This window comes from Ruegeria sp. HKCCD6157 (genome assembly GCF_013110685.1).
Taxonomy (GTDB): Bacteria; Pseudomonadota; Alphaproteobacteria; order Rhodobacterales; family Rhodobacteraceae; genus Ruegeria.
In genome coordinates, this window is sequence record NZ_WVRB01000001.1 from 1,369,994 (window position 1) to 1,388,133 (window position 18,140).

At 58.6% G+C, this 18,140-nt stretch carries 17 protein-coding genes and 1 tRNA gene; 8 read left to right on the forward strand and 10 right to left on the reverse strand.

Annotated features, from left to right (window positions below):
• Window positions 1-29: 29 nt before the first annotated feature.
• Window positions 30-662: a DNA-3-methyladenine glycosylase gene (locus tag GS612_RS06505; protein WP_171115777.1), complete on the forward strand. Its 633-nt coding sequence runs from the start codon at window positions 30-32 to the stop codon at window positions 660-662.
• Complete coding sequence (locus GS612_RS06510) at window positions 659-1,324, forward strand: alpha/beta hydrolase (protein WP_152458076.1); 666 nt, start codon at window positions 659-661, stop codon at window positions 1,322-1,324. The genes GS612_RS06505 and GS612_RS06510 overlap by 4 nt, the downstream gene beginning before the upstream one ends.
• A gap of 45 nt (window positions 1,325-1,369) precedes the next feature.
• Here GS612_RS06510 and GS612_RS06515 read toward each other — a convergent pair whose 3' ends face one another.
• Window positions 1,370-1,795: a VOC family protein gene (locus GS612_RS06515; protein WP_171639444.1), complete on the reverse strand. Its 426-nt coding sequence runs from the start codon at window positions 1,793-1,795 to the stop codon at window positions 1,370-1,372.
• 32 nt (window positions 1,796-1,827) lie between these two features.
• Window positions 1,828-2,433 (reverse strand): rRNA large subunit pseudouridine synthase E, encoded by a 606-nt coding sequence (locus GS612_RS06520; RefSeq protein ID WP_171639445.1) that lies wholly within the window; start codon window positions 2,431-2,433, stop codon window positions 1,828-1,830.
• Between the two features lie 213 nt (window positions 2,434-2,646).
• Between GS612_RS06520 and GS612_RS06525 the strand changes: the two genes are divergently transcribed.
• Window positions 2,647-3,234 (forward strand): HNH endonuclease, encoded by a 588-nt coding sequence (locus tag GS612_RS06525; protein WP_152458073.1) that lies wholly within the window; start codon window positions 2,647-2,649, stop codon window positions 3,232-3,234.
• Here GS612_RS06525 and GS612_RS06530 read toward each other — a convergent pair.
• Together GS612_RS06530 and GS612_RS06535 are read right to left on the reverse strand one after the other, a co-directional pair.
• A complete protein-coding gene (locus GS612_RS06530; protein WP_171639446.1) occupies window positions 3,231-3,701 on the reverse strand; it encodes a disulfide bond formation protein B in 471 nt (156 codons plus the stop codon). The two genes, GS612_RS06525 and GS612_RS06530, sit on opposite strands and share 4 nt — an antisense overlap.
• The gene (locus GS612_RS06535; protein ID WP_171639447.1) at window positions 3,698-4,276 is read right to left on the reverse strand and encodes a YqaA family protein; all 579 of its coding nucleotides are present in this window, start codon (window positions 4,274-4,276) and stop codon (window positions 3,698-3,700) included. Before GS612_RS06535 ends, GS612_RS06530 begins: the two co-directional genes overlap by 4 nt.
• Window positions 4,277-4,423: 147 nt before the next feature.
• On the opposite strand from GS612_RS06535, the gene GS612_RS06540 reads away from it, so the two are divergent.
• From GS612_RS06540 to GS612_RS06555, 4 genes are all read left to right on the forward strand, one after another.
• Window positions 4,424-4,509: transfer RNA gene (locus GS612_RS06540), tRNA-Leu, on the forward strand.
• Between the two features lie 590 nt (window positions 4,510-5,099).
• Window positions 5,100-6,068 (forward strand): TAXI family TRAP transporter solute-binding subunit, encoded by a 969-nt coding sequence (locus GS612_RS06545; RefSeq protein WP_171115786.1) that lies wholly within the window; start codon window positions 5,100-5,102, stop codon window positions 6,066-6,068.
• Window positions 6,069-6,167: 99 nt separating this feature from the next.
• Window positions 6,168-8,777 carry a TRAP transporter permease gene (locus tag GS612_RS06550; protein ID WP_171639448.1) on the forward strand — a complete coding sequence of 870 codons (2,610 nt, stop codon included), beginning with the start codon at window positions 6,168-6,170 and terminating at the stop codon, window positions 8,775-8,777.
• Window positions 8,774-9,205 carry a universal stress protein gene (locus GS612_RS06555; RefSeq protein WP_171328294.1) on the forward strand — a complete coding sequence of 144 codons (432 nt, stop codon included), beginning with the start codon at window positions 8,774-8,776 and terminating at the stop codon, window positions 9,203-9,205. The genes GS612_RS06550 and GS612_RS06555 overlap by 4 nt, the downstream gene beginning before the upstream one ends.
• 78 nt (window positions 9,206-9,283) lie before the next feature.
• Here GS612_RS06555 and GS612_RS06560 read toward each other — a convergent pair whose 3' ends face one another.
• The 3 genes from GS612_RS06560 to GS612_RS06570 are packed head-to-tail and all read right to left on the reverse strand — an operon-like array spanning window position 9,284 to window position 13,372.
• The gene (locus tag GS612_RS06560; RefSeq protein WP_171639449.1) at window positions 9,284-10,324 is read right to left on the reverse strand and encodes a lipocalin-like domain-containing protein; all 1,041 of its coding nucleotides are present in this window, start codon (window positions 10,322-10,324) and stop codon (window positions 9,284-9,286) included.
• Window positions 10,314-12,728 carry an FtsX-like permease family protein gene (locus GS612_RS06565; protein WP_171639450.1) on the reverse strand — a complete coding sequence of 805 codons (2,415 nt, stop codon included), beginning with the start codon at window positions 12,726-12,728 and terminating at the stop codon, window positions 10,314-10,316. Before GS612_RS06565 ends, GS612_RS06560 begins: the two co-directional genes overlap by 11 nt.
• Window positions 12,725-13,372 carry an ABC transporter ATP-binding protein gene (locus GS612_RS06570; protein WP_171639451.1) on the reverse strand — a complete coding sequence of 216 codons (648 nt, stop codon included), beginning with the start codon at window positions 13,370-13,372 and terminating at the stop codon, window positions 12,725-12,727. The genes GS612_RS06565 and GS612_RS06570 overlap by 4 nt, the downstream gene beginning before the upstream one ends.
• A gap of 173 nt (window positions 13,373-13,545) precedes the next feature.
• Between GS612_RS06570 and GS612_RS06575 the strand changes: the two genes are divergently transcribed.
• Window positions 13,546-13,980, forward strand: coding sequence for an ion channel (locus GS612_RS06575; RefSeq protein ID WP_170344179.1), 435 nt, complete (start codon window positions 13,546-13,548; stop codon window positions 13,978-13,980).
• Here GS612_RS06575 and cls read toward each other — a convergent pair.
• From cls to GS612_RS06590, 3 genes are all read right to left on the reverse strand, one after another.
• Window positions 13,977-15,389 (reverse strand): cardiolipin synthase, encoded by a 1,413-nt coding sequence (gene cls, locus GS612_RS06580; protein WP_171639452.1) that lies wholly within the window; start codon window positions 15,387-15,389, stop codon window positions 13,977-13,979. The two genes, GS612_RS06575 and cls, sit on opposite strands and share 4 nt — an antisense overlap.
• A 23-nt stretch (window positions 15,390-15,412) precedes the next feature.
• Entirely contained in the window at window positions 15,413-16,387 is a 975-nt protein-coding gene (locus GS612_RS06585) for an HAD family phosphatase (RefSeq protein WP_171639453.1), read from the reverse strand.
• 74 nt (window positions 16,388-16,461) lie between these two features.
• Window positions 16,462-18,072: an arylsulfatase gene (locus GS612_RS06590; RefSeq protein ID WP_152458060.1), complete on the reverse strand. Its 1,611-nt coding sequence runs from the start codon at window positions 18,070-18,072 to the stop codon at window positions 16,462-16,464.
• Window positions 18,073-18,140: the final 68 nt, after the last annotated feature.

The window sequence follows — 18,140 nt, forward strand, 5'->3', positions numbered from 1 at the left end:
TGCCCGAAACAACAGAGCAGGGAGGCCGCATGCCCGCGGGCCGCATCATCGAAACATCGGACTGTGTGGCCGAAGGGGCCGAGTGGCTGGCCAAAACCTGTCCGCGCATGGCGTATGCGATGGATCAGACCGGCCCTTTGCCGCTGCGCCGCCGCCCCGATGGGTTTGCTCAATTATTGAGTGCAATTGTCAGTCAGCAAGTCAGCGTGGCTTCGGCCAATGCGATCTGGAAACGGCTTCAGGATGCAAGGTTGACCGGCCCGCGCAAGATCCTGTGGGCAACGGATGATGATCTGCGGGCAGTTGGGCTGAGCCGACAGAAGATCCGATATGCGCGGGCACTGGCCGAGGCACGTATCGACTATAAGGCACTGCGCGATGCAACTGACGCCGATGTCGTCGCCATATTGACGCAAGTTCCGGGTATCGGTGTCTGGACAGCCGAAATCTATGCCATGTTCTCACTGGGTCGCGCAGATGTCATCGCACCCGGTGATCTGGCCCTGCAAGAGGCGGCGCGCATCCTCTATGACTTGCCTGAACGTCCAACGGACAAGGAGCTGCGCAAAATGGCCGAGGCCTGGTCGCCCTGGCGTTCGGTTGCGGCACGGGTGCTGTGGGCCTATTACCGGGTTGCAAAACAAAGAGAAGGGATCAGATGACACGGGTTTTAAATGCGCTCCGGAAAGAGCCTGTTTCGGGCGACACGCGCTCGGTCGTGGTGTTCGTGCATGGCTATGGCGCAAACGGTGCCGATCTGCTGGGATTGGCCGATCCGCTGGGCGAACACCTGCCCGACACGTTGTTCGTGGCCCCCGACGCCCCCGAGCAGATCCCCGGAATGCCCAACGGGTATCAGTGGTTCCCGATTCCGTGGATCGATGGATCTTCCGAAGAAGAAGCCCGCCGGGGCATGGAAATGGCTGTCGAGGACTTCAACGCCTTTCTGGACGCGCTGATGGTGGACGAAGATGTTCTGCCCGAACAGGTTGTGCTGTTTGGCTTCAGCCAAGGCACCATGATGAGCCTGCACGTTGCGCCGCGGCGGGAAGATCCCGTGGCCGGGATCGTAGCCTTTTCAGGCCGTTTGCTGGAACCCGATCTGCTGGTGGATGAAACCGTCAGCCGGATGCCTGTCTTGCTGGTGCATGGCGACGCCGATGACGTCGTTCCCCCACAGTCCCTGCCGGAAGCGGCCGAAGCCTTGCAGGCTGCGGGTTTCAAAGAGGTCTATGCCCATGTCATGAAAGGCACCGGGCACGGTATCGCCCCGGACGGGCTGAGCGTTGCGCTGGCTTTCATGCGCGACAAGCTGAGCCTTTAGTGTTTGCAACCTGATCAGCGGAGCGCCCATGTGTTCCGCGCCAGATCAAGCCCAAAGGTGCGCTTCGGCGAACTCGACCGAGTTTCCGGCCGGGTCGCGCACATACAAAGACCGCACGCCGCCGGGCCAGTCAAACTCGGCATCTACCGGAATATTCCAGTCCAGAAGGTGTTTGCGCATCACTGCGATTTCCTCTCGTGACAGCACAAGACACACATGTCCGGGGCCGCGCGCGCCGTGGGGCGGAACCGGCATACCGGGGTCAAGCGGCGGTTGTTCGGTCTGGTCGGGATTGAAAATCAGCAGGACCGATCCGCCGATGCGATAGAAAACATGGCGGTCAGCGACACGTTGTATGCGTTCGAGCCCAAGAACTTCGCCGTAAAACTGTTCTGCCGCGTCCAGATCATCAACATAGAGCGCCGCTTCCAGAATGGCCGAAGGGGCAGGGATGTCAGGCGTTTTCTTCATTCCCCCAGTTTAGCAGATCGGGGCAGGGTCTGTCACCGGCGTGCGCGACGGTCGCGCTTGCGTTGGGGGGCCGCGTTCAGTGTCGGCATTGGCAGACTGTCCCACTGCCCGGGCTCAAGATCATTCAGGGTCCAGTCTCCGATGCGGTACCGGATCAGGCGCAGCGTCGGCAGGCCCACGGCAGCAGTCATCCGACGCACCTGTCGGTTTTTGCCCTCACGTATGGTCAGTTCAAGCCAGCTGTCCGGTACCGTCTTGCGTTCACGGATCGGCGGGGTGCGCGGCCAGAGCATTTCGGGCTCGTCGATCTGGCGGGCCTTGGCAGGACGGGTCAGACCGTCCTTCAATTCCACCCCGTTGCGAAGCGTTTTCAGGGCAGCCTCGTCGGGGGTGCCCTCAACCTGAACCCAATAGGTTTTGGCCATCTTGTGCTTTGGGTCAGAGATTTGGGATTGCAGCTTTCCATGATCCGTCAGCAGCATCAAACCTTCACTGTCACGGTCCAGCCTGCCCGCGGGATAGACGCCCGGCAGATCGATGAAATCGGACAGCGTGTTGCGCGGGCTGTCCGTATTGGCGCGGTCGGTGAACTGCGGCAGAACATCATAAGGTTTGTTGAAGCGAATGAACCAGGACATGATCTGCGCATAGCCTGAAGATCACCCCCGGTGCAAGCTGTGGATAACTGTCATGTGCCTGTTACGGATTCGCGTTACCCCGTCTGCGACATATTGTGGAAAATCAGGGCTTGTCAGAGTTTTAACACGATATATAGTTATAAAAAGACCGGGGCGGGTGCTCCCCGCTCTGGTGTCACAAACGGGCAGCTGAGAGCGAGGAGCGATTCTGTGATGGACGGAGACTTCAGGACCGAATTTGTAAGGGAGCCGGGTGCGCTCAAACAACACCCGGCCCTGGTTTTGAACGCCGATTATCGCCCCTTATCCTATTACCCGCTGTCACTGTGGCCCTGGCAAGAAGCGATCAAGGCGGCTTGGCTGGATCGGGTCGATATCGTGGCTGAATATGACGAGGTCGTCCGCAGCCCGAGCACCGAGATCCGAATACCCTCGGTCGTTGTTTTGAAAGACTATGTAAAACCCAGAAAGCGCGTGGCCTTCACGCGCTTTAATTTATTTTTGCGGGATGAATTCCGCTGCCAGTACTGCGGCAGCCGTGACAACCTGACCTTTGACCATGTGGTACCACGGGCCGCTGGTGGTGTGACCAGTTGGCAGAACGTGGTGGCGGCGTGCAGCCCCTGCAATCTGCGCAAAGGGTCGAAATCGCTGCGCCAGGCTCGGATGACCTTGCGCAAGCCGCCACGTCAGCCCGATGCCGAAGCGTTGCGCAATATCGGACGGAAGTTTCCGCCGAACCACCTGCATGAAAGCTGGATCGATTTCCTGTATTGGGATGCAGAGCTGGACGAGTTCTAAGCCGCGCGGGTTTTCCACGCGGCCAGCCAGATCAGGACCAGCACAGCAGAAGCAATAGCGTTCCAGCCAGCCATCGAGATGCCAAACATCTCCCAGGGGATATCATCGCACCGCACCAAAGGCGCGGACATGATTTGATCGAACAGATCGTCTGCGGACAGACCGCTGATGCTGCCGGATGTGCAGCTGCTTGGGCCTTCCCACCAGCCTTGTTCAACGCCGGCGTGAAATGCACCCACCGCCGAAGTTGTCGCGGCCGCCGCTGCGCCCAGCAAAGGAAGAAAGGTCAGCCTTGGCAATGCCAGCGCCACGGCGCCGATCGCGATGGCCACTGCATGAGGATAGCGCTGCCAGATGCACATCTTGCATGGCGCAAGCCCGCCGAGATGCTGAAAGCCAAAAGCGGCCAGAAGAAGGGCCAGTGATCCTAGACTTGCCACCGCGACAAGTTGCGAACGTCTCGTCATAAGTATTTCACCACCAGGAAACCGCCAAACAGGAGGATGATGAACAAAGTGAACATTAGCCCCAGGCGCTTTTCGATGAAGTCGCGGATCGGCTCACCGAATCCCCAGAGCAGACCTGCAACCAGAAAGAACCTCAAGGCGCGAGCCAGAATCGAGGTCGCGATGAAAGTTCCAAGCGGCATGCCGGTCCAGCCGGACATAATGGTGATGACCTTGTAAGGGAAGGGGGTCACACCAGCGGCCAGAACGGCCCAGAACCCGAAGTCGTTGAAACGGGTATTGAATTCTTCCATGGCATGGCCTTTCCCCATGGATTCCAGAATGGGCTGCCCGATGCTTTCATAGAAAAACGCACCAATCGCATAGCCCAGCATGCCCCCCAGAACCGAAGCCACCAGTGCCACGGTTGCGATCAGCCACGCCCGGGACGGGCGGGCCAGAATCATCGGAATCATCAACACATCGGGGGGAATCGGGAAGAACGAACTTTCGATGAAAGCCACGATGGCCAGCGCCCACAGCGCGTGAGGGTGTTCGGCCAGACGAATGGTCCAGTCATAAAGCGATCGTAACATAAAGCACTCAAATCCCGTTTTCGGTCTGAAGCCCAGCCAAACCATGCGCCTGACGGACCGTCAACAGTCGAGGGCGAAACAAATGGAATATTGGATGGTTTTTGCCTCTGGACCTTCGCTCGGATGGGCGCTAATCCAGTGTTCGTGGCCCAAGTGGCGGAATGGTAGACGCAGGGGATTCAAAATCCCCCGCCTTCACGGGCGTGAGAGTTCGAGTCTCTCCTTGGGCACCACAATTCCGACAAACTCAGAACACCGTCCGTCCTCTTGGCGGGGTGCCGTGATCAAGGTGATGATCCGCAACCTAGATCTTCATGTCCTGTTTGAGGTCCTCTGTAGCGGGCCGTGAATGCCACAACGTTCCGGACCTGCTTCAGTGACAGATCATCAGGCCCCGGCCGGGGGGGATCTTGAACCGGGTTGGTGTTGAAGGGCCTTTGTCAGATTCGCCAGAACGTACAAACGTGATATGCCCTGCCTCCTTATCCGAAACGCGGTTCGCTCTGTTTCACGGTGATTAGCGCCGGGAATGAGGGCAGGTTTTGGATTTGGAGTGACCGCATGAACCCAGACGGCTCCCTGTGAACTGAAGGGGAAAGTTCGGGATTTATGCTCATATATGCGAATTGGCGCAGGTCAGACCGGTGCCGGCCTTGACATTGCGGGTATCTGAATGAAACCTCGAAAGGGTTGGGAGAAATTGGGAAATTCAAAGATTTGTAGCCGTTGCGATGCGGGCCGGTTTGTATTATCGGCACGCTTCCCTGAGCAGGTGATCAAACTTGATTTCCAACTGCCAGACAAAAAAAGTGGGAGTTAACAGATGAAAAACAGCAGCAAACTGAGCGTCGGCGCCTTCGTCACCGCAGCCCTTCTGGCTCCGGCGGCATATGCCGAAGAGTTCATTACGATCGGTACCGGCGGTGTCACCGGCGTTTACTATCCGACCGGCGGCGCGATCTGTCGTCTGGTCAACAAAGGCCGGAAAGAGCACGGCGTGCGCTGCTCGGTCGAATCGACCGGTGGTTCAGTCTACAACATCAACACCATCCGCGAAGGCGAGCTGGAGTTCGGTGTGGCCCAGTCCGACTGGCAGTACCACGCCTATAACGGCACCTCGAAATTCGAAGAAGCCGGCCCGTTCGAAGGCCTGCGGGCCGTGTTCTCGGTGCACCCCGAACCCTTCACCGTGGTGGCCCGCGCCGATTCCGGCATCACCAACTTTGAAGACCTGAAGGGCAAGCGCGTCAACATCGGCAACCCCGGTTCCGGTCAGCGCGGCACCATGGAAGTTCTGCTGGGCGAGATGGGCTGGACCACAGATGATTTCGAACTGGCGACCGAGCTGAAAGCGGCTGAACAGTCGGCAGCCTTGTGCGACAACCAGATCGATGCGATGGTGTACACCGTTGGCCACCCCTCGGGTTCGATTCAGGAAGCCACCACCGCGTGTGACTCGGTTCTGGTGAACGTCAGCGGTGAGGCCGTGGACAAGCTGGTCAACGAAAACTCGTTCTACCGCAAGGCAACCATTCCCGGTGGCATGTACCGTGGATCTGACGAAGACACCTCGACCTTTGGTGTTGGCGCGACTTTCGTAACCTCGGCAGACGTGTCGGATGACGCGGTTTATGCGGTTGTAAGCTCGGTCTTCGAAAACTTCGATGACTTCAAAAAGCTGCACCCGGCGTTTGCGAACCTGAAGCCAGAAGAGATGATTGCGGATGGCCTGTCGGCTCCGCTGCATCCGGGTGCCGAGAAGTACTACAAAGAAAAAGGCTGGATTCAGTAAACCAGACCTGACGCAGGGTGCCCAAGGGCGCCCTGCACAAAACCCGTGTGAAACGGGATTTCAGAAGGCCGAACAATGGCCGCGACGGGGAGACATTTGATGAATTCCGACACTCAATCCAATCGTCCGCTTTCCGAAGAAGAGCTTCAGGATCTGGTTGCATCTTCTGACGCAGGAGGGCGCAATCCGGTCGGGAACGTGGGCGTTTTCCTTGCGGTCGTGGCCGCGATCTGGTCGATATTTCAAGTTGTTCTGGCCTCGCCCCTGGCGAATTATGTCTTGCCCGGAAGCGTTGTGAACAATGCACGGCAATTCCATCTGGCTTTTGCTTTGTTTCTGGCCTTTGCGGCTTATCCGGCACTCAAATCCAGCCCTCGGAACTATATTCCGGTTCAGGATTGGATCATGGGATTGGTGGGCGCGTTCGTCGCGCTGTACGGCTATTTCTTCTATGACAAGATCGTCAATGCGGGCGGTTTGGCCGACGACACCGACAAATGGGTTGCGTTGCTTGGCCTGGTGCTGTTGTTCGAGGCCGCGCGCCGTGCGCTTGGCCCGGCCATGGCAATTATCGCGACCATATTTTTGGCCTATGTCTTCTTCGGTGCCTCGGAATGGGTGCCCGAAGTTATCCGCTGGAAGGGCGCGAGCCTGAAAAAGGCGATGAGCCACATGTGGATCACGTCCGAGGGCGTGTTTGGTATCGCTCTGGGTGTTTCCACGAAATTCGTTTTCCTGTTCGTTCTGTTTGGCGCATTGCTGGATAAAGCCGGGGCAGGAAACTACTTTATCAAGATGGCCTTTGGGGCCCTGGGCCACCTGCGTGGTGGTCCGGCCAAGGCGGCAGTTGTAGGCTCGGCTGCGACCGGCCTGATCTCGGGCTCGTCGATTGCCAATGTTGTCACCACCGGTACTTTCACCATACCGCTGATGAAGCGCGTCGGGTTCAGCAGTGAACAAGCGGGCTCGGTCGAGGTTGCCAGTTCGGTCAACGGACAGATCATGCCGCCGGTGATGGGGGCCGCTGCATTCCTGATGGTGGAGTATGTGGGCATCTCATATGTCGAGGTGATCACCCATGCCTTCCTGCCGGCAGCGATTTCCTACATCGCACTCGTTTACATCGTGCACCTCGAGGCCGTGAAGCGGAACATGCCCACGCTGGGCGACCGCGATGTGCATCTGGCGCGGACCGTGGTGGGGATGCTGGGCTTCTTCCTAGTGTTTGCAGGTCTTTGCTATGGCTCACAATTCCCGGTGGATGCCGTGACAAGCTGGGTGCCGTCGGCCGCTGGGATCGTGCTCAGCCTGATTATCTGCGCGGTTTATGTCGCACTGCTCTATCTGGCGGCACAGGTTCCGGATCTGGAACCCGACGACCCTAACGCAAAAGAGGTTACGCTTCCGGTCATCGCCGATATCTACAAAGCTGGCCTGCATTACCTGCTGCCGATCATCGTTCTGGTCTATTTCCTGATGATCGAACAAAAATCACCGGGCCTGTCCGCCTTCTGGGCCACATCGCTGCTGTTTGTCATCCTGCTGACGCAGAAGCCGCTGAAAGCGATGTTCCGCGGGCAGAGCAACCTGTACAACACTTTCATCGATGGTGTTGCCGACCTGTGGCAAGGTCTGATCGACGGGGCACGCAACATGATCGGTATCGCGCTTGCCACGGCGACCGCGGGCGTGATCGTGGGAACCGTCACGTTGACGGGTGTTGGTCAGGTGATGGCCGATCTGGTCGAGTTCCTGTCGGGCGGCAATCTGATCCTGATGCTGGTCATGGTCGGGCTGCTCAGCCTGATCCTGGGCATGGGTCTGCCGACAACCGCGAACTATATCGTTGTCAGCTCGTTGATGGCCGGAGTGGTTGTTGAGTTGGGCGCCCAAAGCGGGCTGATCGTTCCTTTGATCGCTGTCCACCTGTTCGTGTTCTATTTCGGGATCATGGCCGACGTGACACCTCCGGTCGGGCTGGCCAGTTTTGCTGCCGCGGCCGTGTCGGGCGGTGATGCGATCAAAACCGGTTTCACGGCCTTCTTCTACAGCCTGCGCACCGTGGCGCTGCCCTTCGTGTTCATTTTCAACACCGATCTTCTGCTGATCGATGTGACATGGGTCGAAGGGATCATAGTGGCGATTTTCGCGACGATAGCGATCCTTGTCTTTACGGCAGGCACCATGGGGTATTTCCTGACCCACAGCCGCATCTACGAAAGTATCGCTCTGATCGCCGTGGCCTTCGCCCTGTTCAGGCCGGATTTCTTCATGGATCGCATCGCGCCTCCATACACTTCGGTCGAACCTGCGGCGTTTGTCGAAACCATTGGCCAGACTCCGCCGGGAACCGAGGTTCGCATGGTGATCAGCGGGCCGGATTTTGACACCGGCAAGATGGTGGACACCACGGTTGTCGTGCCAGTCGGATCCGAAGAGGGCGGTGAAGCGCGCGTCGATGCGATGGGGCTCCTGTTGCTCGAAGAGGATGGCCTCGTCAAACTTGACGAGCCGATGTTTGGATCACCGGTTGCCAAAGATCTGGCCAACTTTGACTATTACGGTGACGAGGCCGTGCGTCTGAGCTCGGTCAGCCTGCCGTCCAGCCAGCCTCCGAAGCAACTGGTCTATATCCCGGCGCTGATCCTGCTGGGTCTGATCGCTTTCCTGCAACGCGGCCGTGCCGCCAGACAAGAGGTGCTCGTATGACACGTTCCGTTCTGTGTGCCGTTGATATCAGCAACGGCGAGATTGATGCACCGGTTCTGCAAAAAGCGGCCGCGCTGGCGGATATGGAAGGGGCGCAACTTGACGTGGTGACAGTGCTCCCCGATTTCGGGGAAAGCTGGGTGTCGGGGTTTTTCGAATCCGATTTTCACGACAAGGCGTTGGAGGAAGCGCAGGCCAAGCTGACGGCGCTGTGCGTGTCGGCCCTGGGGGCCGAGCGCAACGAAACCATCCGCCATGTGGTTGCGACAGGAACAGCCTATCAGGAGATTTTGAAGACGGCCGAAAGTGCCGGCTCTGACCTGATCGTAATCGGAGCCCACAAGCCGGATTTCAAGGATTACCTGCTGGGCCCGAATGCGGCACGCGTGGTGCGACATTCCAACGTCTCGGTTTACGTGGTGCGCTGACGCGAAAAGCAGATACCATGCACAGAGGAGCCGGAGCCCCGACGGTCGCCTGCCGCCGTTCGGGCTCCCGCAGCCAGGTCAGTAGCCCGTCATCTCGAGATACCCGACGCCCTCGTGGCTGCCGGTGACCGTGACCGGACCTTCCCAATATTCAAAACGTGTCCCCATCCAGGCGTCCGGCGTCAGGGCGGATACCTTGACGTCGATGCCTCGGTCCGCAAGCACGACGCGCCATTGCGTCGGGACGTCGCGCCCTGCCACCTGATCGGTCGCAAGCGGCTCAAGCCTGACGGATCCGTCGGGGATGGCATCGGTGCTGCCGTCTGAATTGATCCATGTGGCCGAAGTGAAATCGCCGCGACCACCGCGCAGGCGAAAGGCCATCAGCTTGTCCCCGCCTTCGAAGCTGAGCGAGAACCAATCCCAGCCGGTTTGATCCTCGGCCAGGGGTTGCGAAGACCATTCCCGGTCCAGCCAGCCCTGACCGGTGACGCGCATATCGCCATCCGGCAGGTGCAGTACGCCTTCGACTGAATAGAAGGGTTGCGAATAGTAATAGCTGGCTTGCCCGTCGGCGGATTTGACAGAATAGCCCGCTTGGCCATGAAACACCAACGGGCCTTGTGCGCTCAGCGCAAGATCGTACCCGAAATCGGCCCCGTTTGCCGTCAGGGTCAGGGTGTCCATATCCGGTCCGGCCATGCGCCATTCGTCGATCCAGGCCTCGAACGGTTGCACCGCAACACCTGCCTGCCCAATCCCCCCACGCGACAGGCGTTCGGCAAAAAAGTGGGTGTCAGGCGTGGTGACAGCCGCATGGCCCATCCAGATCTGCGGGCTTTGCCATCCATCTGTTTCAAACGGTTTCAGGGCCGACCGGAAAAGGGTCCATTGGATGCCATAGTCAAGCCCGTCCTCGCCTTTGAGGTTAGCCGTCAGATACCACCATTCGATCCGATAGGCGGGGTGATGTCCGTGGTCTTTGGGAAAGTCGAACGCAATCCCCGCCTGCGGAACCTCGAACCCTTCCGCAGACCCTCCAAGACCTGCATAGCCCTGCGCCCAAAGAGGCGATGGGCACAAAAACACCAGAATGGCCAAAAGGGCATTAACGTTCATTGGCAAACACCTTCAGCAAATCGGCAGGGGGCAGACGCAACATACGCAGCGCGGGCAGGGCGGCTGCAACCAGGGCGGCCAGCAGGGTCAGCAGGAACAGCCACAACCAATCCCAGGGAAACACGAACATCGGCAACCGCCAGCCAAAGGCTTGCACATTGATCACCGCCAGCAGAACCCAGGCGAGGATCAGACCAAGCGGCAACGCCAGACACGCGGTCAGAGCCGCGAGCAGCACACCGCGCAAAAGCTCCAGCCGCGCCAGTTGCGCCCGGTTCAGCCCCAGCGCCCATATCGGAGCAATCTGAGGCAAGCGCTGGGTCCACAGGGTCAGCAGGCTGGTGAGTATGGCAAATCCCGCCACGCCGAGGGTCAGAACATTGAGCGCCGAGGTCACGACAAAGGTCTTTTCAAAGATTGCCAATGATTGCGCCTTCATGGCGGCCTGCTGGACCACGGCCTGACGCGGCAGGGCAAACCGCGCGCGCAAGGCTTGCGCCATTTCAGTCGCCTGTTCGGGGTTCAAACGGATGCCAAACCGTCGCGTTTCAGCACCTGGTGCGATCCGGTCAAGTTGGCTCATCGACACAATGGCTTGCCCGGTTGGGTTTCCATAATCCGAATAAACCCCGGCGATGGTCAGCGTGTGATCTGGGGACAGTGTCAGCGTATCTCCGGGCCAGAGGTTCGCGCGCCGTGCCAGTTGTTCGTTGATCAGAACCGCGTCTCCGGCCATGACGTCGTCCCATACGGTCGAGTTTGCCGATATCAAGGGCCAGTGCTGCCGATAGACCGGATCGTCAATGACCCCGTATAGAAACAGGGGGCCGGTTTCGTGCGACAGTTCCATGTTGCGAATTGGAAGGATGGCGTCGACCTGTGGCCGCAGCCAATCCGTGATCTCGCGTCCCTGTTCTTCGTCACGGACGGTCAGATACAGCTCTGAGGTCAGACGCTGGTCGAGCCAGCCGACAAAGGTCAGCCGGAAACTTGAAACCATTGTGCCCACACCGATATTTGCCGCAAGCGCAAGCAACAGGGCCATCAGGGCAAGCGACAGCCCGGGCAATTGGGCGCGCATGTCGGCCCAGACCCACTGCGCGATGGCGCCACGGGACCTGTTGCCAAAGACGGAAAGCGCAAAGGTCAGAAGCGCCGGCAACAAAAGCGCGGCACCCGTCAGCAATCCGGCCAACAGCACGAAACCGGCAACCAGACCACCGATGCCGAGATAGGCGATGACACCGCCGACGATCAGGGACAAGCCGAGCAAACCTGTCACAAGACGTGTGCCGGCATTGCCCTGCCAGGCTTGCACACCGGGCCCCGCCAGAAGGGGCATACGAGACAATCGCCACAGCGCATGGCCACTGGCAAACAAGGTGCCGCAGACAGCCATCGCCATCCCGGCAAACACCCAATGGGGGTGCAGTGTCAGCTGTCCGGTCACGGGCGCACCATACAGGCCGCGAAGGGTTGCTGCGACATCGGGCAACAACGCTCCGGCCAGAAAGAACCCAAGAAGCAGACCCAAGGTTCCACCGATCAGGGCCAGCCCCGTCAGTTCGGTCAGGATTAGGAAGACCAGCCGCCGCATCGAAACGCCCAGTGCACGCAGGGTGCGGATCATGCCTCGGCGTTGGGCAAAAGCCAGCCCGACGGTGCCGTTCACGATGAACAGGCCAACGGCAAAGGACAGCAGGCCAAAAGCCGACAGGTTCAGGTGAAAACTGTCAGTCAGCCGAGCAGTATCGACTTGCGAGGATGGGCTGGCGCGCTCCAGTTCGGGCGCGACTTCGGCCAAAGGTGGCCGATCACGCGGCTGATCCGGTAATACAATGAGGCGCGAGATGAAACCGGTTTGGTTCAGCAGGGCTTCGGCTGTGCCGATATCCGTCAGAATTACGTCTGGTGGCAGCGCCGTGGTGAACGAAACCGGCGGAAGGTTGTTCTGGTCGCGCAACAGCAGCTCCAGCTCTGCCGCGACCAGAAGTCGCCCCGGAGCGGTCAGCATGTCCGCCGGCTCAGTCGGCGCGGCGCTTTGGCCGGCTTCGGTGACGGCTGGCAGGGCCGGGTAGGCGACCATGTCCACACCCATCAGGCGCAATGTGCGGCCCTGGATTCGATAGGGGCCCTCCAGGACGGCCGCCACCTGCCAACCAGCACGACGCAGATCGACGTAACGAGAAACCGGGATCAGACCGGAAGGATCGCGCAGCTCGTCGAACTGCCCAAGGGCAAGCTGCGCGTTGGCCCGGGCATAGCTGGCGCGCGCTTCGGCATTGATGGCCTGAACCGCGGACCAGAGACCGGTGGCCAACGCGATGCCTGTCAAAAGCGTCGCCAGTTGCACCCAGTGCACCCGCCAGTGGGACATCAAAGCCTGAATGACGGCGCGTGTCATTGGATACGACCACCGCAGAGCTGGACGGTTCGATCCAAGCGGGCTGCAATCTGTTGGGAATGCGTGACCAACAGAAGGGCTGCGCCGGTATCAGCCACCAAGGCCAACATCAGATCCAGAACCCTTGCGCTGGCGGTTTCATCCAGATTGCCCGTGGGCTCATCCGCCAGCAGCAGTTTCGGACGCGCTGCCATGGCACGACCAATCGCCACCCGCTGCTGTTGGCCGCCGGACAGGTTTTCGGGATATCTGTCCAAAAGATCGGACAGGCCCAAGCGTTCGGTCAGATGCGCGGTCCAATCGGCATCCTCGGCGGCGGCAAGGCGGGCGTGAAAGGAAAGGTTCTGCGCAACGGTCAGCGAAGGGATCAGATTGAACTGCTGAAACACCAACGAAAGCTGACTGCGCCGCAATTCGGCCCTCCCGGCATCGTCCAGATTGGACAGAGGCGTTCGGTTCAAGATGATTTCACCGCTGTCGAAACAGTCAAGCGCTGCGGCAAGGTTCAGCAGAGTGCTTTTGCCACTGCCGCTTTCGCCGGTCAGGGCCAGTGTCTGCCCTTCATCCAATGTCAGCGACACGTCGCGCAGAACCGGGCGCCCGCCGGGATAGGTTTTCTGAACACGGTCGATGGTCAACAGCATGATCTGGCCTTTTTTCTTCCAAGGATGTGCGATGGAATTCCAAACTGTCCAGTGCGGACCCGCACTCGGTTCCATTCGCCGCAGGCGTTCCTCACGATCGCCGGGGTTGTGCCCTGCACCTCAAAGGGCCATTCTGCCCGGACGGTAAACTGTCGTAAATCGGGATGAAAAACATGACGTTGCTGCATCAGATCGTTTGGGGCAGTACATTTCTGGCGCTCTGCTTCTTGGTCGAGATTCTCTTGCTGACCTGGTGTACCGTCACGATCATCAAGTGGGATGAAAAATGGTCCGCCAAGGGGGTGTTCTTTGGAACGGCAGCACCAATCGCGGTATCTTTGGCCTTTATCGTCGCCACGCACACGATTCAGGTCTGGATTTGGGCCATCGTCTGGGTGTTGCTTGAGGTTTTGCCGGATTGGAACTCGGCCATCTATTTCTCATTGGTGACGTTCACGACCCTGGGATATGGCGATATCGTTTTGGGCGAAGGGTTGCGCATCTTTGGGTCTTTTGCTGCGGTTGCTGGTCTTCTGGCCTTTGGTCTGTCGACCGCTTATCTGGTGGCGATGATGACGCGCGTCTTTCAAGAGAAGTTCTTTACCTAGAGGATAGGCGCAAACAACCGCGCCAATGGGGCGCCGAACCGGATATGCGCGGGTTGCTGGGCCAGACTGCGCGTCAATTCATAGCTTGCCTCGAAATCCGCGCGTAGCATGCGATCGACAGCCAGGGCTGCGCGGGCATCGAAGAACAGGGCCATCGCCTCGAAGTTCAGCCGGAAGGACCGGTTGTCCAGATTGGTCGTGCCGACCGCAGCCAGCGTGTCGTCAACCACGAAAACCTTCTGGTGCATGAAACCGTCCGTGTATCGGAACACGCGCACGCCGCAGTCGCGGATTTCGTCGAAATAGGCAAAAGCAGCCAGCCACGGAAGCCGATGATCAATCATATCCGGGACAAGAATGCGCACGTCCACACCGCGCATCGCTGCATGTTGCAGGGCGGTCATGACGTCGATGTCGGGCACAAAATAAGGCGAGGCAATCCACAGTCTTTCTTTCGCCTCGGCGATGGCCGAAAAGAACATCATGGCGCCGGTTTCGGTTTCGTCTCCGGGTCCGGTGGCCACCAATAGGGCATTCATGTCTTGCTCGGCCTCGCTGCCTGCCCAGTCGAGGTCGTCAATCAGGTCTTCATCGCGGGCCCAGTGCCAGTCTTCGGTGAAGATGAGCTGCAATTGCCGGACGATGTGGCCGGTCATCTTGATATGCGTGTCGCGCCAATGGCCGAAATGCGGGTCTTCGCCCAGATATTCAACACCCACGTTGTGACCGCCGATAAAGCCTGTTTCACCGTCGATGATGACGGTTTTGCGATGGTTCCGGTAATTCAGCTGAAACCTGAAATTCGGCCCGCGTTGCTCACGCGGGTCGGCCACATCAATTCCGGCGTCGCGCATTTTGTCCAGATAGGTGCTTGCCAATCCATAGCTGCCGACGGCATCGGTCATGAAACGGACATGCACCCCGCGTTTCGCAGCCTCGATCAGCTTGGTCTGAAGCTGTCGGCCCAATGTATCGTCTCTGACGATATAGAATTGGATCAGGATGTAGTTGCTGGCCTCGTCTATCGCCTGGAAAATTGCGTCAAACGTTGCCTGGCCATCGATCAGAAGCTGAGCGCCATTGCCACTGGATACCGGAAGATGAGCCAGAAATTCGAATGGTCGTGGATTGACCGACATCGTGGATGGGTCAGGTCTGGAGTAGTCAGCAAAGGTCTTGATGCCTTCGACGACCCGTTCGCTTTGTTGGCGCGAGATGCGGTAGCCGCGAAACCTGTGATGCCCCAGAAACAGGTACATCGGAACCGCAAAGATTGGCGCCGATACCAAAAAGACCACCCAGCCAACGGCTCCTTGCGGTGTGCGCGCGGTTTGTGCCGCGCGCACCGAAAACACAACTGCGGTTGCGTACAACGCAAAAACAAAGATGGATACAAGCAATGTCCACATGGGCGTTAAGTCTTTCGGGTCGTTCAGTTTCCTCCAGTGTAGACCCGCGACCAGTCTTTCGCCATATCGACGATAACCCAGCCTTTGTCCGGCCCCTGATCCAGACCATCAACCAACCGCCCGATCGGACTTTCCCGATCATAGGCCCATTCACGTTCGGCATCCGTATGGTGGATCAGAACACCCAGCCGTGGCCCGCTACCCGAGGTTGTCCAATCCAGCATGGCGAAATCGCCGTCTGAGTTTCCTCCGGCCAGAATGGGGCGTTTGCCGATCGTGCGTTCGATGTTGATGGGTTTGCCTTCCTTGTCGTCGATGAAGGCAATCCCGGGGGCCTTGATGACAGTTGGAACGCCATCGACATCTTCGAATGTCGAGTTTCCATAGGTGCCCAGAACCTGTTCCGGCGGAATGCCATAGGCCTGTTCCGCGAAAACCCGCATGAAGTGAATACCGCCGCCCGAGACAATATAGGTCTTGAACCCTTCGTCCCGAAGATAGCGCAACAGCTCGACCATGGGCTGATAGGTCATCTGGTCATAAGGCAATCCGGTGTCCGGGTGTCGGGCCTCGGCCAACCATTCCGCGACTTGGGCCTGAAACGCCTCGACAGTCGTTCCGGAATGTGACGCGTTGACAACTTCGATCAACGCATCGTGGCCCCCTTGAAGAACCGTCGCAAGATCACCTTCGGCAGCGGCTTTCAAAACGGGTGTGGACAGGATCGAAGGATCTTGTTCAGCCAGTTCAGAAAGCCGATCCATGGCAAAGATAAACTGGAAATAAACCGGCTGTTCGGCCCAGAGTGTGCCGTCATTGTCAAATACCGCGATCCGATCTGAAGGCGTCACATAGTCAGGTCCTTCCGCGTCGGTAACACTGGACACGAAATCAAGGATCGCCTCTTTTGCCGCTGTGGCGTTCCAACTGGGCAGCGGATCAGCGAGCAGGGATACGGGAACACAGGTCAGAAAGGCACCCAAAAGAACGTGTTTCATGAAGCTCTCGATATCTGTTGTGTTGAAAAAAGGCCGCCCTGCACAGGGCGGCCTACAGCGTGGGGCCGCCGGGCCTAGTTGTTGGTCGGCGTTGTCAGCTTCTCCATGACCTGATCCAGGTTGAAGCTGGCTGCTTTCTGTCGTGGCGGGAACTCCTGGAACGTGCTGAGGAAGTTGCCAACGTATTGCTGGGCGGGCACAAGGAAATAGGCCCGGTCCAACAGCCAATCGTAATAGGTGTTGGACGTGCGGTACGCGCGTTCATACGGATCGCGGCGCAGGTTGACGATCAGCGGGATGCGCAGTTCGGTCCATGGCTCGATCCAGGCACGCAACGTGGCCCAGGCTTTCTGCTCGAGGAAGATGAGCTTCCAGTCTTCGAAGCGCAGCGCCGTGAGGTCACCATCGTCCGAGAAATAGAAGATTTCTTTCCGGGGGCTTGCCGCAGTCTCACCAGTCAGCAGCGGCAGAATGTTGTAGCCATCAAGGTGCACCTTGTAGTCGCGCCCCATGCCCGATGAGCTGTAGCCGGCCTTAAGCTTTTCCTTGATGTCCGGATCGCCGGCCACGGCGAGGTAAGTGGGCAGCCAGTCCATGTGATGCACGATCTCGTTGGTGACTGATCCGGCCTCGATCTTGCCCGGCCAGCGTACCATTGACGGAACACGCCAACCACCTTCCCAGTTGGTATTCTTCTCGCCCCAGAACGGTGTCGCAGCTGCATCCGGCCAGGTGTTCATGTGCGGGCCGTTGTCAGTGGAATAGTGGACGATCGTGTTGTCGGCTATGCCAAGCTCGTCCAGCAGATCCAACAGCTGTCCAACATGCATATCGTGTTCGATCATACCGGCGGTGTATTCATCAGCGACCCGCCCCGACAACTCATTGGCCTTGGCGCGCATCTCGTCTTTGACGTGGGTGCGGAAGTGCATGCGGGTACCGTTCCACCAGACATAGAAGGGCTGACCTTGCTCATGCGCCCGCTTGATGAAGTCGATGGCCGCGGCCACGGTTTCGTCATCTACCGTTTCCATGCGCTTGCGGGTCAAGGGTCCGGTGTCTTCGATCGTGCCATCCGCTTTGGACTTGATGACGCCGCGCGGGCCATAGGCCTCGCGGAAGGTGCGCCCATCCGCCAGAACGCGATCACCCGGATAGTCTTCGTTTTCCGGCTCTTCTTCGGCATTCAGGTGGTAAAGATTGCCAAAAAACTCATCAAAACCGTGGTTTGTCGGAAGATGTTCGTCTTTGTCACCAAGGTGGTTTTTGCCGAATTGACCGGTCACATAGCCGTGGTCTTTAAGAAGCCCCGGGATAGTTGGGTCTTCAACCTGCATTCCAAGATCTGCCCCAGGCAGGCCGACTTTGGAAAGACCGGTGCGGAACACGGATTGCCCCATGATGTATGACGAACGGCCGGCGGTACAGGATTGTTCACCGTAATAATCGGTAAAGATCATGCCTTCTTTGGCAACCCTGTCGATATTGGGTGTCTGATATCCCATCAGACCCATGGTATAGGCCGAGATGTTGGATTGACCGATATCGTCGCCCCATATCACAAGAATATTGGGCTTTTGATCCTGCGCCCAGGCGGGCACGGCAAGGGCGACAGTTACGGTCGCCACTGCGAACCGGCGCAGTGTTCTACGCCAATTATCTGCAATCATTCGTGGAGAAGACATGAAGTGCTCCTGATCAGTCGAGCCTTAATGACCCGGAAAATTGAAATTTAATTGAAGCCGCTAGCTTA

What these genes read in the sequence shown, in the direction of transcription:
- GS612_RS06525 (WP_152458073.1), top strand. Translation starts at nt 2,647, where the DNA reads ATGGACGGAGACTTCAGGACCGAATTTGTAAGGGAGCCGGGTGCGCTC.
- GS612_RS06515 (WP_171639444.1), bottom strand. Translation starts at nt 1,795, where the DNA reads ATGAAGAAAACGCCTGACATCCCTGCCCCTTCGGCCATTCTGGAAGCG.
- GS612_RS06545 (WP_171115786.1), top strand. Translation starts at nt 5,100, where the DNA reads ATGAAAAACAGCAGCAAACTGAGCGTCGGCGCCTTCGTCACCGCAGCC.
- GS612_RS06590 (WP_152458060.1), bottom strand. Translation starts at nt 18,072, where the DNA reads ATGTCTTCTCCACGAATGATTGCAGATAATTGGCGTAGAACACTGCGC.
- GS612_RS06535 (WP_171639447.1), bottom strand. Translation starts at nt 4,276, where the DNA reads ATGTTACGATCGCTTTATGACTGGACCATTCGTCTGGCCGAACACCCT.
- GS612_RS06520 (WP_171639445.1), bottom strand. Translation starts at nt 2,433, where the DNA reads ATGTCCTGGTTCATTCGCTTCAACAAACCTTATGATGTTCTGCCGCAG.
- GS612_RS06570 (WP_171639451.1), bottom strand. Translation starts at nt 13,372, where the DNA reads ATGCTGTTGACCATCGACCGTGTTCAGAAAACCTATCCCGGCGGGCGC.
- GS612_RS06510 (WP_152458076.1), top strand. Translation starts at nt 659, where the DNA reads ATGACACGGGTTTTAAATGCGCTCCGGAAAGAGCCTGTTTCGGGCGAC.
- GS612_RS06560 (WP_171639449.1), bottom strand. Translation starts at nt 10,324, where the DNA reads ATGAACGTTAATGCCCTTTTGGCCATTCTGGTGTTTTTGTGCCCATCG.
- GS612_RS06530 (WP_171639446.1), bottom strand. Translation starts at nt 3,701, where the DNA reads ATGACGAGACGTTCGCAACTTGTCGCGGTGGCAAGTCTAGGATCACTG.
- GS612_RS06565 (WP_171639450.1), bottom strand. Translation starts at nt 12,728, where the DNA reads ATGACACGCGCCGTCATTCAGGCTTTGATGTCCCACTGGCGGGTGCAC.
- GS612_RS06575 (WP_170344179.1), top strand. Translation starts at nt 13,546, where the DNA reads ATGACGTTGCTGCATCAGATCGTTTGGGGCAGTACATTTCTGGCGCTC.
- GS612_RS06555 (WP_171328294.1), top strand. Translation starts at nt 8,774, where the DNA reads ATGACACGTTCCGTTCTGTGTGCCGTTGATATCAGCAACGGCGAGATT.
- GS612_RS06505 (WP_171115777.1), top strand. Translation starts at nt 30, where the DNA reads ATGCCCGCGGGCCGCATCATCGAAACATCGGACTGTGTGGCCGAAGGG.
- GS612_RS06585 (WP_171639453.1), bottom strand. Translation starts at nt 16,387, where the DNA reads ATGAAACACGTTCTTTTGGGTGCCTTTCTGACCTGTGTTCCCGTATCC.
- GS612_RS06550 (WP_171639448.1), top strand. Translation starts at nt 6,168, where the DNA reads ATGAATTCCGACACTCAATCCAATCGTCCGCTTTCCGAAGAAGAGCTT.
- cls (WP_171639452.1), bottom strand. Translation starts at nt 15,389, where the DNA reads ATGTGGACATTGCTTGTATCCATCTTTGTTTTTGCGTTGTACGCAACC.